General features: G+C 62.1%; 19 protein-coding genes and 2 tRNA genes. 18 read left to right on the forward strand and 3 right to left on the reverse strand.

Annotation, left to right across the window (positions count from 1 at the left end; translation table 11 throughout):
* Position 1: 1 nt before the first annotated feature.
* Together N6H05_RS08405 and N6H05_RS08410 are read right to left on the reverse strand one after the other, a co-directional pair.
* A complete protein-coding gene (locus N6H05_RS08405; protein ID WP_284113446.1) occupies positions 2-517 on the reverse strand; it encodes a hypothetical protein in 516 nt (171 codons plus the stop codon).
* Positions 518-661: 144 nt separating this feature from the next.
* Positions 662-1,348, reverse strand: coding sequence for a LexA family transcriptional regulator (locus tag N6H05_RS08410; protein ID WP_048937762.1), 687 nt, complete (start codon positions 1,346-1,348; stop codon positions 662-664).
* Positions 1,349-1,434: 86 nt separating this feature from the next.
* Between N6H05_RS08410 and N6H05_RS08415 the strand changes: the two genes are divergently transcribed.
* The 10 genes from N6H05_RS08415 to N6H05_RS08460 all read left to right on the forward strand — a co-directional run bounded on the left by N6H05_RS08415 (position 1,435) and on the right by N6H05_RS08460 (position 6,795).
* On the forward strand, positions 1,435-1,653 hold the full coding sequence (locus tag N6H05_RS08415) for a YdaS family helix-turn-helix protein (protein WP_284113447.1): 219 nt from the start codon (positions 1,435-1,437) through the stop codon (positions 1,651-1,653).
* A gap of 5 nt (positions 1,654-1,658) precedes the next feature.
* Complete coding sequence (locus N6H05_RS08420; RefSeq protein WP_284113448.1) at positions 1,659-2,507, forward strand: primase/helicase family protein; 849 nt, start codon at positions 1,659-1,661, stop codon at positions 2,505-2,507.
* Positions 2,504-4,039, forward strand: a complete 1,536-nt coding sequence (locus tag N6H05_RS08425) for an AAA family ATPase (RefSeq protein WP_284113449.1) — start codon at positions 2,504-2,506, stop codon at positions 4,037-4,039. The genes N6H05_RS08420 and N6H05_RS08425 overlap by 4 nt, the downstream gene beginning before the upstream one ends.
* A 223-nt stretch (positions 4,040-4,262) precedes the next feature.
* The gene (locus tag N6H05_RS08430; protein ID WP_284113450.1) at positions 4,263-4,661 is read left to right on the forward strand and encodes a hypothetical protein; all 399 of its coding nucleotides are present in this window, start codon (positions 4,263-4,265) and stop codon (positions 4,659-4,661) included.
* Positions 4,658-4,987: a hypothetical protein gene (locus N6H05_RS08435; protein ID WP_284113451.1), complete on the forward strand. Its 330-nt coding sequence runs from the start codon at positions 4,658-4,660 to the stop codon at positions 4,985-4,987. Before N6H05_RS08430 ends, N6H05_RS08435 begins: the two co-directional genes overlap by 4 nt.
* A complete protein-coding gene (locus N6H05_RS08440) occupies positions 4,984-5,154 on the forward strand; it encodes a hypothetical protein (protein ID WP_185704123.1) in 171 nt (56 codons plus the stop codon). The genes N6H05_RS08435 and N6H05_RS08440 overlap by 4 nt, the downstream gene beginning before the upstream one ends.
* Positions 5,155-5,159: 5 nt before the next feature.
* On the forward strand, positions 5,160-6,125 hold the full coding sequence (locus N6H05_RS08445; RefSeq protein WP_284113452.1) for a hypothetical protein: 966 nt from the start codon (positions 5,160-5,162) through the stop codon (positions 6,123-6,125).
* Between the two features lie 14 nt (positions 6,126-6,139).
* Positions 6,140-6,523 (forward strand): hypothetical protein, encoded by a 384-nt coding sequence (locus N6H05_RS08450; protein WP_284113453.1) that lies wholly within the window; start codon positions 6,140-6,142, stop codon positions 6,521-6,523.
* A 119-nt stretch (positions 6,524-6,642) separates the two neighbouring features.
* A tRNA-Thr gene (locus tag N6H05_RS08455) sits at positions 6,643-6,717 on the forward strand.
* A 1-nt stretch (position 6,718) separates the two neighbouring features.
* Positions 6,719-6,795 (forward strand) — tRNA-Met (locus N6H05_RS08460).
* Between the two features lie 128 nt (positions 6,796-6,923).
* On the opposite strand, the gene N6H05_RS08465 is transcribed toward N6H05_RS08460, so the two are convergent.
* Positions 6,924-7,472 (reverse strand): hypothetical protein, encoded by a 549-nt coding sequence (locus tag N6H05_RS08465; protein ID WP_284113454.1) that lies wholly within the window; start codon positions 7,470-7,472, stop codon positions 6,924-6,926.
* A 116-nt stretch (positions 7,473-7,588) separates the two neighbouring features.
* On the opposite strand from N6H05_RS08465, the gene N6H05_RS08470 reads away from it, so the two are divergent.
* The 8 genes from N6H05_RS08470 to N6H05_RS08505 all read left to right on the forward strand — a co-directional run bounded on the left by N6H05_RS08470 (position 7,589) and on the right by N6H05_RS08505 (position 14,052).
* Positions 7,589-7,945, forward strand: coding sequence for an HNH endonuclease (locus tag N6H05_RS08470; RefSeq protein ID WP_284113455.1), 357 nt, complete (start codon positions 7,589-7,591; stop codon positions 7,943-7,945).
* Positions 7,930-8,136 (forward strand): hypothetical protein, encoded by a 207-nt coding sequence (locus N6H05_RS08475; protein WP_284113457.1) that lies wholly within the window; start codon positions 7,930-7,932, stop codon positions 8,134-8,136. Before N6H05_RS08470 ends, N6H05_RS08475 begins: the two co-directional genes overlap by 16 nt.
* A gap of 3 nt (positions 8,137-8,139) precedes the next feature.
* Entirely contained in the window at positions 8,140-8,313 is a 174-nt protein-coding gene (locus tag N6H05_RS08480; RefSeq protein WP_284113458.1) for a hypothetical protein, read from the forward strand.
* A gap of 211 nt (positions 8,314-8,524) precedes the next feature.
* Positions 8,525-8,944 (forward strand): hypothetical protein, encoded by a 420-nt coding sequence (locus tag N6H05_RS08485; protein ID WP_284113459.1) that lies wholly within the window; start codon positions 8,525-8,527, stop codon positions 8,942-8,944.
* Positions 8,889-10,709, forward strand: a complete 1,821-nt coding sequence (locus tag N6H05_RS08490) for a terminase large subunit (RefSeq protein WP_284113460.1) — start codon at positions 8,889-8,891, stop codon at positions 10,707-10,709. Before N6H05_RS08485 ends, N6H05_RS08490 begins: the two co-directional genes overlap by 56 nt.
* Entirely contained in the window at positions 10,709-12,067 is a 1,359-nt protein-coding gene (locus tag N6H05_RS08495; protein ID WP_284113461.1) for a phage portal protein, read from the forward strand. The genes N6H05_RS08490 and N6H05_RS08495 overlap by 1 nt, the downstream gene beginning before the upstream one ends.
* A 2-nt stretch (positions 12,068-12,069) precedes the next feature.
* A complete protein-coding gene (locus N6H05_RS08500) occupies positions 12,070-12,783 on the forward strand; it encodes an HK97 family phage prohead protease (RefSeq protein WP_313229125.1) in 714 nt (237 codons plus the stop codon).
* 12 nt (positions 12,784-12,795) lie between these two features.
* Positions 12,796-14,052, forward strand: coding sequence for a phage major capsid protein (locus tag N6H05_RS08505; RefSeq protein WP_284113463.1), 1,257 nt, complete (start codon positions 12,796-12,798; stop codon positions 14,050-14,052).
* The last annotated feature ends 14 nt before the right edge of the window (positions 14,053-14,066 follow it).

Genomic DNA, 14,066 nt, shown 5'->3' on the forward strand with positions numbered 1-14,066 from the left:
GTCAGCGGCCCTCCGCATCATCGCGAAGCGCGGAGACGATAAGGACGTCGCGACGGATAGAGCGGGCCAGTTCGGGATAGAGCGGGTCCACCGCCTCAGGTCCGGCTGGCCAAGTCTGCGCCAGCGTCGCGGATATGGTCGCGGTCGCGGCTTTGATGCCATCGCAGATGCGCTTGGCGTGATCGCTGTCGTCTTCGCCGATGAAGTCAGGAAGCTGATCAGCCAGCATCGCGACGGCGCCAGCCAGGATCATCAGATCACGATCATCACCCTGCGGGATCAGGTGCAACAGGCCATACTGCCCCTCGCACAGCGCAAGATATGTCCGGTCGTGTATCGCGACCAGGCTTGGCACCTTGCCGAACTGACGGCTGCTCGCCTTGTCGGCTTCGGTGTAGAAATCTTCGGTGCGGCCAAGCATCTTGGCAGTCGCGATGATCGGGGTTTCGGTGCGCTGAGGGCGCAGTTCTTCGTTCCGCGAAGCGTCATCGCTCCGCGCCTGGGTGGCGTCGGCCATGTGGAATGCTCCTGTCTAAAGGACAGGGTTATCCATGCGGACGCCCTGCCTGCATCGGCGTCTTCGGCCCGGAGGCGTTCAACCGACGAGGCATTGATTAACCAGATTTCTGGTTAACGCAACAAGTATTTTTGTTGATGCTGGTCAGACGCGGCGGGCGAACCAGACTACCCGGCCTAAGATGCTGATTTCCTCAGCCAATCTTTCTGAGGTGGAAAATATCTCATTCCGACTGATGACCCGGACCTTCTGAGGTTCTGATCCGGGTATCTTCTCCAAATATTTGACGACGTAGCCATCGCCGTCCCAGAGGCAAAAGGCACCAGGCTGGGCGAGTGTTCGCTTGCGTTTGTCTACGAGTAGCTGATCGCCAGACTGAAAATCCGGGTCCATTGAGTTTCCCTCAATCTGGATCGCTACCAAGTCTGCTGGCGTGGCGCGAAGTTCATATTCCACCAGATCTCTCGAGAAGGAGACCTGAGGAACATCGCCTTCGCCGGTCCCGCCGCCGCCTGCGCCTGCGTAGGTCGGCAGACATTCGACCAGGACGGATCGCTGCCCGATTTCCTCGAAAGATTCGAACTCTTTTGCGGCCAGCGCGCCGTTGCCCAAAGCGCTCGCAACATACTGCGCCCAACTGGGCGCCCGCTTTGCTTTGCCCTGCTCGAAAGCGGATATGGTCTGCTGCGAAAGCGAGATCGAACGCCCTTCGCGCATGGCTATAGCCCGTGCCGCTTCGGCGAGCTCTTTCGTGGACCATCCCAGCTTAATCCGCTCCTCGCGGAAAAAGTTGGCCATGTTTTGCACGTAATCGGTTTCAGTCTGACGCATAAAATTGTCATAGCCCCGCTTTCGCGAGTGCGATATCACAATATTCTTGTTGAAAGCTGGTAGAGTCTGGTTAATATCCGCTCACGATGTCCCCTTATGAAGCATTTCAGGCCGCGATCGTGGCCGCGAACGGTCAAACCGCCTTTGGGCGGATCATTGGCGTGTCTCAACAACGTGTCTGGAACTGGTTGCAGGCGGGAAAGCCTCTGCCCGCTGACTACGTCCTTGCGGCCGAGGCGGGGACCGGCATCAGCCGCCATCTTCTGCGGCCTGATATTTATCCCGTTCCCGCCGAGGCGGAGTGACCGCCATGACGGGGGACTGGCATACAGCCGTTGCCGACTTCATCGGCGCGATGGAATTGGAGGGCGTAAAGCCTGCCGAGCCGATCGCGCAGCGGCTGGCGGGTGGCGAGTTGATCCGCTTCCATTGCGATGGGGACGGGAAAGGCAGGCAAAACGGCTGGGCCATCCTTTATCTGGATGATCGGCCGGCGGGGGCTTTTGGCAACTATCGCCTGGGAATATCGCGCAAGTGGCATGTCGACCGCGACCTTTCCCTCAGCCCTGAGGAAAAGCGTCGGCTCCAGCAAGAGTGGGCTGAGGCAAAGGCAAAGCAGCAAGAAGAGCGCGAGCGTAGCGAGGCGGAAGCCGCCCGCGACGCGCAGGAGATGTGGCGTAGCGCGGCCGATGCTTCGCCTGATCATCCGTATCTTGTGAAGAAGCGGATGGACGCCCGCCCGTTCAGGCAGGCCGGGCCGAAGCTGTTGGTCCCGATGTACGACGGTGCCGGGGTCATGTGGAATATCCAGCGGATCGATGGTGACGGCACCAAGCGGTTCCTTCGAGGCGGCCGGACCGATGGTCTGTTCTTCCTCATCGGACAGTTCGCACGGTATGGCGAAACGGCCTGCATCGGCGAAGGTGCGGCGACTATGGCGGCAATTCATCGCTCGACTGGATATCCGTCGATCGTAGCCTTTTCCGCCAAGAATATAGGCGCTGTTGCCCGGCTCTGGAACGCAGCGCGCCCGGATCTCGACTATATCGTCTGCGGCGATGACGACGATCATCTCCCGCGGAACATCGGCCGGGAGGCTGGTGAAGCAGCGGCATATGAAATCGGCGCCCGGTTCGCCCTTCCGGAAAGGGCCGCATGAGCGTGGCGCGAGACTTCGACGACATGGAGCGGGATATGGGCGGCGATGCTGTGCGCGCGGCGCTTGACGCGGCGCGCTGGCCTGGGCCTGAAACTCCCGATTATGATGATCAGCCGAGCGCGGCAATGCCGCAGCAATCGGCCGTCAGTGCTACGCCGTACAGGTGGCGCGAACCGCAGTCTATCCCGCGGCGGCCATGGATATTCGGCCATCATCATATGCGCGGCCAGGTGGGGGGAAAGTTCGCGCCCGGCGCCACCGGCAAGACAACGCATGAAATCGCAACCTGCCTGTCTATGGCGACGGGACGGAGCTTTCTTGGCCCCAAGGTCTGGGGCGGCCCCAAGCGGGTCTGGCTCTGGAACCTCGAAGACAATGGTGACGAGCTGGCTCGGATCATTCAAGGCACCGCGAAACACTGGGGGATCAGCGAGGCCGACATTGGCGGCCGATTGTTCGTTGATAGCGGTCTGGAGGGTGCGACACTGTCGCTGGCCCGGCAAACAGGCTTTGAGGGCCTTGTTATCAATGAGCCCTTGGTAGGCGCGCTGGTGCGGGAATTGCTTGATCGCGAGATCGATTATCTCACAGTCGATCCATTCGTGTCGTCACATAGCGTAGAGGAAAATGACAACGGCGCGATCGATGCTGTCGTCAAGAAATGGGCTTATGTCGCCCAGGCCGCGAACTGTGCGATCAGCCTGACGCACCACGTCAACAAGGCGGCGAAGCCCGGTGAGATAACCTCAGATGCCGCGCGCGGCGCGTCGTCGCTTGTCGCAGCCTGCCGGTCGGCCCTGGTGCTGAACCGCATGACGGCTGACGAGGCCAAAGGCTGGGGCATCCTAGACGAGGATCGGCGCCGCTATTTTCGTGTCTATGACGACAAGAACAATCGCGCGCCTCCGGCCAGCAAGTCCGAGTGGTTCCACCTTGTCTCGGTCGATCTAGGCAATGTGGGCGATGATGGCTTTCCGGCTGACAGCGTGGGCGTGGTCACGCCATGGACGCCGCCGGACGCCTTTGAAGATGTCCGCATCGAGCACCTCACGAAAGTGCAGGAGGAAATCCACCGGCGCGGCAACGTGCGAGCCAGCCCGCAATCGAACCGCTGGGTGGGCCATATCGTCGCGGAGGTTCTCGATCTGGACCAGAAGGACGATGCCGATCGGAGGAAGATCAATTCCATCATCCGCCAATGGGTGATGAACGGGGCTCTCAAGGAGGTCACGCAGCCAGATAGCAATGGCGACCCGCGCCCCTTCATAGAGGTTGGCCGCTGGACTCTAAATTCCGGGCGGTCGGACGAACCCGCACCTCGAAAATCGGAGGTGCGGACAGGTGCGGGTGGTACGGAAAATTCACCCGCACTGCAAAAAAGCAAAGGTGCGGACAGGTACGGGTCCAGCCAGCGCTGGAACAATGACTGGCCAAGTTCAAATCGTCGCCCGGCCCAGCGCAATCCCCTTCAAGATGCTTACCGCGAAGCACTCCCAGAGCGCGGTAATTCAACGGAAAAGGAGGAAAGCTGATGCTGCAATGTTCCCAGACGATGGCCAATCATTGGGGCGCTGCGCCCCTCGATGCAGGCTCCCGCACCTTGGCAAAACACAGGTGCGGACAGGTGCGGGTTCCTCACGCGCACGTAGGCGCACACACGCCCTGTACGGGATATCCCTCCCCCTTAAGGGGGGAGGGTATCCCTTCAGGTATTATTATTACTCAACCCGCGCGAGCGCGCGCGAAGGAGGTTTCATGATCACCCAAAAATCTCGCCTGCCCAGCGCATCGCACGCAGAAATTCCGCTGGCTAACCTGATGCTGTGCTGGACGCCCGGCGTCCATGTCATGGCGGTGCTGCATCCCGATTATGACGATCACGGCTTGTTGCTCGACCGCAGCGACCTGGCCTGCTCAGACGGCTGGTCGGAAATGGACGACTTCGGTCGATTGGATAAGCTCCATCAGGCGCTGGGGCAGATCGTCGTTCGCGACAATGTGCCCATTGAGGCGGTGCGTCGAGCTCTCTCCTATTGCCCGGAGGCTGTCAGGATGGGCTTGGCGCCCCATCCACCCAGCAAGCGCGGTAGCCTCGTCCTCTGTCAGTTCAGCCAGATCGATGAAGATGGGGTAATTCGGGGACCGTTCGCATGACGCGTCCCGAGCGTCCCTATGCAGAAGGGGATCGCATCCGCTTCATGACGCCAGGCTATAGCTTCGATGGCGATACCGGCACCGTCGCCATGGACACACCGGCCAGTTCCGCGCTGTTCGCACTGCGCGATAGTCGCCTTCCTGGCCACGCTGGATGCGAAGTCATCTGCGGGACGGCTGAGGTCGAAATGATCGAGGACCAAACGCCCAATCCCGCCCATGCTCGGCTTGATAGCGAGGTTGGGCAATCGTTCTGGTGGCGCCAGCGAGACTTGCGCGAGACGCGGCGTCGGCTGAGGGCGCTGGGGATGGACAGAAAGCCATGAACCACCGCCGCCCAACGCCCGCCGACATCGTCGCCTCGCTGAGCGCGGTGAAGCTGCTGATCAAGGGAATGAACGGCGCCATGCCGACGCTGGCGGCCGAGATGCGACGCGAGGCCGTCGAGCGCATCGATGACGTGATTGACGATATTGGGAGGTTGAGGCGGTGAGTGCGATGACAAGGGCAGAACGGATTGCGAAGGCCCGTGCCGATCTGGCGGCGGCCTATGCGGCTGACCCGGCCGGCGTCGAGCGGTTCAATGCCCGCATGGCCCGGCTGGCGACGGCACGGAAGCGCGAGCAGCAGCGGATCGAGCATTTGGTGCTTGGGCATCCGCGTCCGGTCGAGCGGGTCACAGAGGGCAAGCGCACCGGCCGACGCAAGCCAAAGATGGTGGAGCGGCCCATGCGGCTGGAGCCCGGCATTGAGGAGGCCGTGCAGATCCGGGAGGCGTGGAACCACAAGGCCTATGGGACGCCAGAGACGTGGGAGCGCTCGACCAGCACGCATGACGGCGCTCTGATCCAGCTGCATCGCAACGGCACGATTGACAAGGACCAGCTCGAATGGGCGGCCCAGATCGCCAACGTCTATCGCAGCCTGGAGGCCGACGTCGCGGTGAAGGTTGCCAGCCTTGAGGCGCGCGTCGACCAGTCGCGAGGCGGCGGCCGGGCGGCGGAAGGCGTGCTGCGCGTGCGGCTGCATCTGGCCTATGGCTACTGGCGCGACATGCTACCGATGCCCAAGCAGTTGGTGCTGGATATGATCGTGGGCGACGCGATCGGCTATTCGGTCGCAGCCAAACGGCACCGTGTCCACAACCGGAAAGCCAAGCGCGAACTCATCGCTGCCATTGACCGTTGGCCGCGGTGCGTCGCTGCCGCCTTCTCGTTGGTGGGGCGCGACGAAATTGACGCTCTGAACCATGGCCAGGCGGTTGAGCCGACATGGCTCAATCCTTCGATCCGGCTGGCGCATGATCAGGGAGAGCGGCAGCATGCGGAACCTGCGAGCGGAAACACGCCTGTCGCTGCCCCGCCGCCGCCAGTTGATGCAGCCTTCTTGAATGATCGCGGAATGTTGCGAGAATGGTCGGACATCGCCGAGATCATTCGGTCGCGAATAGAAGAGGTCGCCTGATGGGGTTAGTCTGCTTGCGTGATCAGTCCGGCGTCGGCCCGCTCGAATGGGAAGTCGAGCAACACGGCTGGACTGAGGATCTGGTAGAACGGGCGCATGACCTGGCGGGAGATCTGTTCGGCGTGTCCGAGATCGACATCGAATATGATATCGCCCTGGATGATCCCCGATACGGATTTCTCAAGCTCATGCGCGATGAGGCAGACGAATATTGGGCGCGGCTGGGCTGGGACGTCACCGATGGCGAAGGCAAGCAACTGCGCGTGATGGAATATCTCTCCCGCCCCCTGCTATGCGCTGTGAAGCGTCTGCACCCAGACGCCAAGTTGGCAATGGCGGATGATGCGTGGGCCGCGTCTTTGGAGGCGGACGCGAATCGGTTCAAGGCGTCGCGCTAACTGAAAATCCCTCTTGCAAGTGGCCACGAAATCGGCCAAAAAAGCCCTAGGACCATTGTGTCCGGAGAAGGTCCACGTGCGCAGCGTGGGCCTTTTTTCGTGGGTTTTGCTCCTGTCGTGCTGGGGTAGCTCAACGGTAGAGCAGCCGCCTTGTAAGCGGTCGGTTGAGAGTTCAAGTCCCTCTCCTAGCACCATAGCCGCATAGAGCAGTCCGGTAGCTCGTCAGCCTCATAAGCTGAAGGTCGCGGGTTCAAATCCCGCTGTGGCAACCAGTTTCATCCGCAGGGTGGAAGCCTCCGACCGTTGGTGATCCCCTCCCAGGTGGCGGTCGGAGGCAGCAATTCGGAGGAAGCTGATGTGGATTCTTGCACTCGGTTCAAGCCTATCTGATGGCAGAAGCTCAGCACTCAGCTTCCATCATGTTCCAGACGGGGCCGGATCGGATTCGGAGTTCTTCGATCGTTTTGAGCCGATTCATCAATTCGACAGAAGGCGGTTCGCGCAAGCCGATACTGCCATTGGAAAGCACGACGTGCCGCTTGCTCAGCATGATATCGAGTGCTTCGCGCATAATCTTCATCCGGGTCCGATTTAGTTCGATCCACTCATTCACGGACGCCGACTGCCGTAAGGCTAGAAATTTGGAAGGCACCCCAGGATCATAGGGAGTAACGCGCGTTTCAAAGTCACGCGCGAACAGGATGTTGTCCAATTTCTTCCCGCTGGAGATCGGTGTGACATCGTGAAGCCCGCCGCTGGGATCTTCCCAAATGGCGTGGTGCATGGCCTCCATAAAAGCGGTGCCGACTTGGTCCAGTCGCCATCCCCATATTGGCTTTCCACCATGTTCGGCAACAAGCTGCCGAACGTTGCTGTAACACATTCCCTCAGTCATCGCCTTGGTAACAGGCACTGATATGACAGTCCGCTTCTTGAAGTAGCGCCTCATGAAAGCAGCACCGTTAGTAGTGGTTATGTCGATTGGTATCCTATCCAGCATCTTGTCCCCCGATTCTCTTTGCGACATCATCGCCGATCGGATGGCGCATTGCAAAGGACATGCCGATGCGCAGCCGCCCGCCTAGCCTCAAGCAGAAGCCCCGCGCCAAGGCGTGGGCCAGCACCCGCAAGAGCAGGCAGGAGCGCGGATATGGCCGAGAGCATGACCGCATGCGGGAGATCGTGCTGAGGGAGGAGCCGCTGTGCCGGCCATGCCACGCGCGCGGACGCATCACCCCGGCGACCATAGCCGACCATATCAAGCCGCTGAGCGAAGGCGGCTCAGGCGAGCGCGAGAACTATCAGGGCATCTGCAAGCCCTGTCATGACGTCAAGACAGCAGAAGAAGCGGCCCGCGCCCGTGGCGCCCAGCCGCCGCGCCTGCGCATGGACATAGGGGCAGACGGATGGCCGAAGCAGTGACCTCGCTGATCGTTAGCCTCAAGCCTCCTCGCTGGGATGGCGGCTTGCCCATGCTGATGCTGTGCGACCAGAACGGCGACGCGCTGCCCGGTCAGGTGTCGTGCCAGGTGACCACGCATAGCGATGGCACGTCACGCGCCGTGGTGACCTTCGACATCGACAGTCACGACGTGACGCTGCGAGGGAGTTGAGACATGACCATGATCGCACCGCTCAAGCTGAGGAAGAAGGACATGGAGCAGGGGATCGCGATCCGGGTCATCGGCCTGCGTCGCTTCCGCCTCCGCACCCGCCTGCTGATCGCCGTGCTGACCGTCGCGGGCTGGGTCAGCCCCGTGCCCCTCGTGATCGACACCGGCGAGGGCTGATCAGAGGTCCGGTGAAACCAACGGAAATCCGCCGTTTTTGACCGATTTCGGGCCGGATCGGCCCCGATTTTACCCTTGATAGGGGGGGCGGGTCAAAAGTCCGGGGTCAGTGGCTCTGGGACCGAGCGTGGGGCCTTTTTTCTGCGCGTGCAGATTAAAATTCCGGTGCGAATTAAATTTGCGCGCCGATTAATTCTCAGGAGGCCCGGCGATGAAGCGCGGACCGAAGGCGGAGACGCCCAGCACGAAACTGGCGCGCGGCACTTTCCAGCCAGTGCGCGACGGCGTCAAGACGGAGATCATCGTCCCCGGCGATCCGCCGATCCAGCCGGACTATCTGACGCCCGGCGCGATCGAGGTCTGGCAGGAGGTAATCGGCCGTGTCATGGCGGCCGGTATCACGGAAGCCGATAGCGCGCTGTTCGCCCGTTATTGCTCGCTCGAAGCGGAAGTGCGCGTGGCCTTTGCGTCGGGCGGTGAGCTGCCCTCAGCCGCCTACCTGACGAACCTGCGCCAGATGGAAGAACTGTTGCGCATCGCCGGTCCGAAGAGCCGGATCGGCGTTGGAGGTGGGAATGGCGCGAAGCCAGCAAATCGCTTCGCCCGCAACGGCGCCGGAAACCGGTCGTGACTTTGCCGCTATCGCGCTGGCCTATGCCAAGCGCGCGGCGGCAGACAAGCAACAGGTCCATCACTGCAAATGGGTCCGCCTGGCGGGCCAGCGTCATCTGGACGATCTGAAGCGATCGAAGCAGAAGGACTGGCCTTACAAGTTCGACCCTTGGTATGCGAACGACGTCTGCGATTTCATTGAAGGCCTGCCCCATGTCGAGGGGCGCTGGGAAACGCCGACGCTGACGCTTGAGCCGGCTCAGATTTTCATCCTCGCCATGGTGTTCGGCTGGCGGGAAAAGGCGACCGGCCTGCGCCGCTTCACCGACACCTATATCGAGATGGCGAGAAAGGGCGCCAAGTCGACGCTGACTGCTGGTGTCGTCCTCTACTGCACATGCTGCGAGGACGAACCGGGGCCGCTTGTTCTGATCGGCGCGACCACCGGCGCCCAGGCGCAGAAGGTTTTCAACCCCGCCAAGCTGATGGTGCAGAAGACGCCGGACCTTCAGGAAGCCTTCGCGCTGAAAGCGTGGGCGCGGGCGATCACCTGCGACATGAACGGCGGGACGATCCAGACCATCAATTCCAAGTCCGCGACGCAGGACGGGCACAATCCCCACCTGGCGGTTCTGGACGAGTTGCACGCCCATAAGGATCGCGGCCTCTACGACGTGGTTCATTCCGCCGACGGCGCCCGGCGCAACCCGCTTTATTGGAAGATCACGACGGCCGGCTATATTTTGGACGGCGTCTGCTTCGAGCAACGGACCTTCACGACGAAGATGCTGGAGCGGTCGCTGATCGCGGATCACGTCTTCGGCATCATCTTCACCTTGGATGGCCCCAAGGATTTCACCCCGGAGCGGAAGGTCGGGGACGATCCCTACGACGAAAAGAACTGGCCCAAAGCCAACCCGCTGATGCCGATCACGCCCAGCCTCGCATCAATGCGACGGCTGGCTGTGAAGGCGAAGGGCGCGCCGGGCGAGGAGGGCGAATTCTTCACCAAGCGCCTGAATCGGTGGATGTCCGCCGCGACAGCTTGGCTGAGCGTGCCGCAGTGGATCGCATGCGGCGATAGCAGTCTCCGGCTCCGCGACTTCGCCGGGCTGGATTGCGACATCGGCGCCGACCTTGCGCACAAGAGCGATCTCACTGCGGTGGCGCTTTCCGCTGTCACCGCCGACGATCAGTTGCTGCTCAAGACATGGTTCTTCCTGCCTGAGGCGGTGCTGAACCGAGAAGGGCAGAGCGACCGCAACAATGTGACGCTCTATCGCCAGTGGCACAAAGAGGGAAAGCTGATCCTCACGCCGGGCGACTGGGTCGATCAGAAGCGTGTCGAGCGCCTGATCCGCCGGCTGAAATCGGTCCTGCGGGTCAACAAAGCGGTGTTCGACCATTTCGCCGCGGCGGAAGAGATGGCCGTGAGGCTCAATGACGATCTGGACGATGGCAACGGCTTCGCCTCCATCCTGCCCAAGAACGCCAAGAACGTCACCGACCCGGCGCGCAACTTAGAAAACCGTGTGATCGGCGGCCCGCATTTGCTCCGCCACGACAACAATCCGGTGATGACATGGTGCGTCGGCAATGCGGTCGTTGACCGCCGTATCGATGGCTCGATCTTGCCGAAGAAGGAGACGCCAATGTCGATGAGCAAGATCGATGGCGTTGATGCGACCGTGCATTCGCTCGCGCCGAAGATGCTGCCGGAAGAGCAGGAGAGCCTGGACGACACGATCGCCCGCCTGAAAGCTCAGCTCGCAGGCGCCGCCTGATGGGTATCGGCACTTGGGTCGGGTCCACGCTTCGCCTTTTCGGCACCGGCCAGAACGGCAAGCTGAGCGGCGCACCGGAGGATGAGCCGTCGCGCAAGGCGATTGCTTATGGGTCGCGCATCGACAGCGCGGGCCAGTCGGTCACCGCCAAGACGACTTTGGGCCTTCCTGCCGCCTGGGCATGCGTCCGGCTTAAATCAGATGTCGTCGGCTCGATGGGCATGGGCGTGTTCGAGAAGTCCGCTGACGGCGGCCGGAAATCGCGCCCGGATCACTGGCTATACGATCTCGTCCATGAGGAGCCGAACCGCGATCAGACCCCCGCCGAATTCTGGGCAGGACAGGTCGCCGCGATGGATCTCTGGGGCAACGCCTATGCCGAAAAGGAGACGCTGGGCGGCCGGGTGACGGCGCTAACGCCGATCGCGCCGGACCTCGTGACCGTCAAGCGGAACCGCTTCAATGAGCGGGTCTATATCTATCAGGATCGCGGCAAAGCCGAGGAGTTGCCGGCGGACAAGGTTTTCCACCTGCGCGGCCTGACCCTGGGCGGCGATGTCGGGCTTTCCGCGATCGAATTCGGGCGGCGGACACTGGGCAGCGCCATGGCTGCCAACAAGACGGCTGCCGACACTTTCCGCAGCGGGCTCCAGATCGCGGGCTTCATGGAGACGGCTTCGGTCAGCATGAAGCCCGATCAGCGCGCCGACCTAATGGCGATCTTTGATGCATGGAGCAGCGAGGCGATGCGCGGTCGCGTCGTGCCGCTGGAGAAGGATTTCAAATTCCACGGCCTCAAGATGAACCCGGCCGAGGTTCAGTTGCTGGAATCTCGCGGCTGGGATGTCGAGGAAATCTGTCGCTGGTTCGGCGTGTTGCCGATGCTTATCGGGCACGCGGCAAAGGGCCAGACGATGTGGGGCAGTGGTATCGAGCAACTGTTGCTCGGCTGGCAGACGCTGCTGCTCAATCCGCTGCTGACCAACATCCAGCAGGCGGTCAAGAAGCAGCTATTGCCTGCCGCCGAACGCAAGAAGGTCTATCCCGAGATTAACCGCGAAGCGCTGATGGCCGCCGACAGTGCGGCCCGCGCCGCCTTGTATTCGGCCTTCGGACAGAACGGCGTGATGACGCGCGGCGAGATGCGCAACCGCGAAAACCTGCCCTCGCTGCCGGGCGACGATTTCCTGACGGTGCAATCGAACCTCGTCCCGCTCGACATGCTTGGCCAGGTCAACGCGCCAGAACAGGGCGCCCGATCGGCGCTGATGAACCTGCTTTTCGGCGGCGACTTCGACGCCGCCATCGATAGCCGCCTTGACGCGAAGCTGAACGCCCGGCCGCATAGAAAGGAATGACGATGCGCCTGCATCCTGAATATGGCCGCAAGCACAGCGGCGCCCTCAAGGTCCGCGACTTCGATTTCGAGATCAAGGCGGTCTCGGAAGACGGTAAGTTCAACGGCTATGGTTCCGTCTGGGACGTGGTCGACAGCTATCAGGAAGTCGTCGCCAAGGGGGCCTTCACCGAGAGCCTGGCCGAACTGGCTGCGAAGGGCCGCCCGGTGCCCGTGCTGTGGCAGCATCGCAGCAGCGAGCCGATCGGCGCATGGTCGAACCTGAAGGAAGACGATCACGGTCTGTTCGGCGAAGGACAGATCCTGCTTGATGCCGGCGACACGGAAAAGCGCGCCTATGCCCATATGAAGGCCCGCACCGTAACCGGCCTGTCCATCGGCTATTGGGTGCGGGAATCGTCCTATGACGAAAAGACCGGCATCCGCACCCTGACAAAGCTCGACCTTGTCGAGATCAGCCTCGTGACCTTTCCCGCAAATGATGATGCGCGGATCGAAGCCGTCAAATTCAAGCTCGCCCACGGCGAACTGCCCACCGATCGCGAATTTGAGAAGTTCCTGCGGGAGGCAGGTTTCTCGAAAAGCCGGGCCGCTGGCCTCGTCAGCCATGGCCTTACCGACCTGCGCCGGAGGGAGTCCGAGCGCGAAATGACGATCACCCCGGCCCTCAAGGGCCTCTCGGACACCCTGGCCGGCTTCTCGCTGAAGTCCGCCTGAAAGGATATTCCCATGAACATGCTGACTTCCGCCACGGCGCTGGCCGCTGGCGCCCGTTCGCTTGAGTTTGGCCGCAAGGCCGCAGGCGACGATGACAAGACGCTGGAGGGCCTCCAGAAGCAGCTGGGCGACACGCTCGGCGAGGTGAAGGAGTTCGCCAAGGAATTCAAGGCGAAGAGCGAGGCCGGTGAAAAGGTCTCGACCGAAACGAAGGAAAAGGCGGACAAGGCCCTATCGGAACTGGAAGGCCTGCGCGGCGAGATCACCGAACTGTCGCAGAAGCTGGCCCAGTCGCGCCGTGGTGGCGATGATGACCAGCCCGCGCTGAAGAGCCTGGGCGTCGAAGTCGCCAATCATGACGAGGTACGCGCCTATGTCGACGGTGGCTGCAAGGGCACCATCGGCTTCAGCGTCAAGGCGGTCACCACGGCGGCCGGCTCTGCCGGCGGCCTGATCCGCCCCGATCGCCAGACCGACATCGTGGGCATCCCCCGCATGGGCCTTCGCGTTCGCGATCTGCTGACGCCCGGCCGCACCGACGGCAACTCGATCGAGTTCGCCAAGCAGGTGACCCGCACCAACAACGCCGCGCCGGTCGCGGAAGGTGCGCAGAAGCCGGAATCGGTCTACGAATGGGACGTGGACGACGCGCCGGTGCGCACGATCGCGCACTGGGTTCCTGTTTCGCGCCAGGCCATGGACGATATCCCGCAGCTGGAAAGCCTGATCGACGGCGAACTGCGCTGGGGCCTGGACGACGTCGAAGATGCTGAGCTTCTGCTTGGCGACGGCACCGGCCAGCACCTGAATGGCCTTTATACCCAGGCGACCGCATATGCGCAGCCGTCGGGCGTCTCGATCTCGGGCGAAACCAAGATCGACCGCCTGCGCCTTGCCATCTTGCAGGTCGAACTGGCTGACTTCGCCCCCGACGGTATCGTCATCCACCCCACCCAGTGGGCGAACATCGAACTGACCAAGGACGCGGCCGGCGGCTATATCTTCGCCAATCCGCAGGGCGTGGCCGGTCCGGTCCTGTGGGGCCGTCCGGTCGTGTCGACCAAGCGCATCGGCGCGAACAACTTCCTGACCGGCAATTTCAAGCTGGCCGGCCAAATCTTCGACCGCATGGATACCGAGGTCCGCATCTCGGATCAGGACCGCGACAACTTCATCAAGAACATGCTCACGGTTCGTGCGGAAAAGCGCCTGGCGCTCGTCGTGCGCCGCCCGGCGGCTCTGGTGAAGGGTTCGCTGGTTATCGCCTGACCTGACGGAGGTGG

The sequence above is a fragment of the Sphingobium sp. WTD-1 genome, assembly GCF_030128825.1.
Lineage (GTDB): Bacteria > Pseudomonadota > Alphaproteobacteria > Sphingomonadales > Sphingomonadaceae > Sphingobium.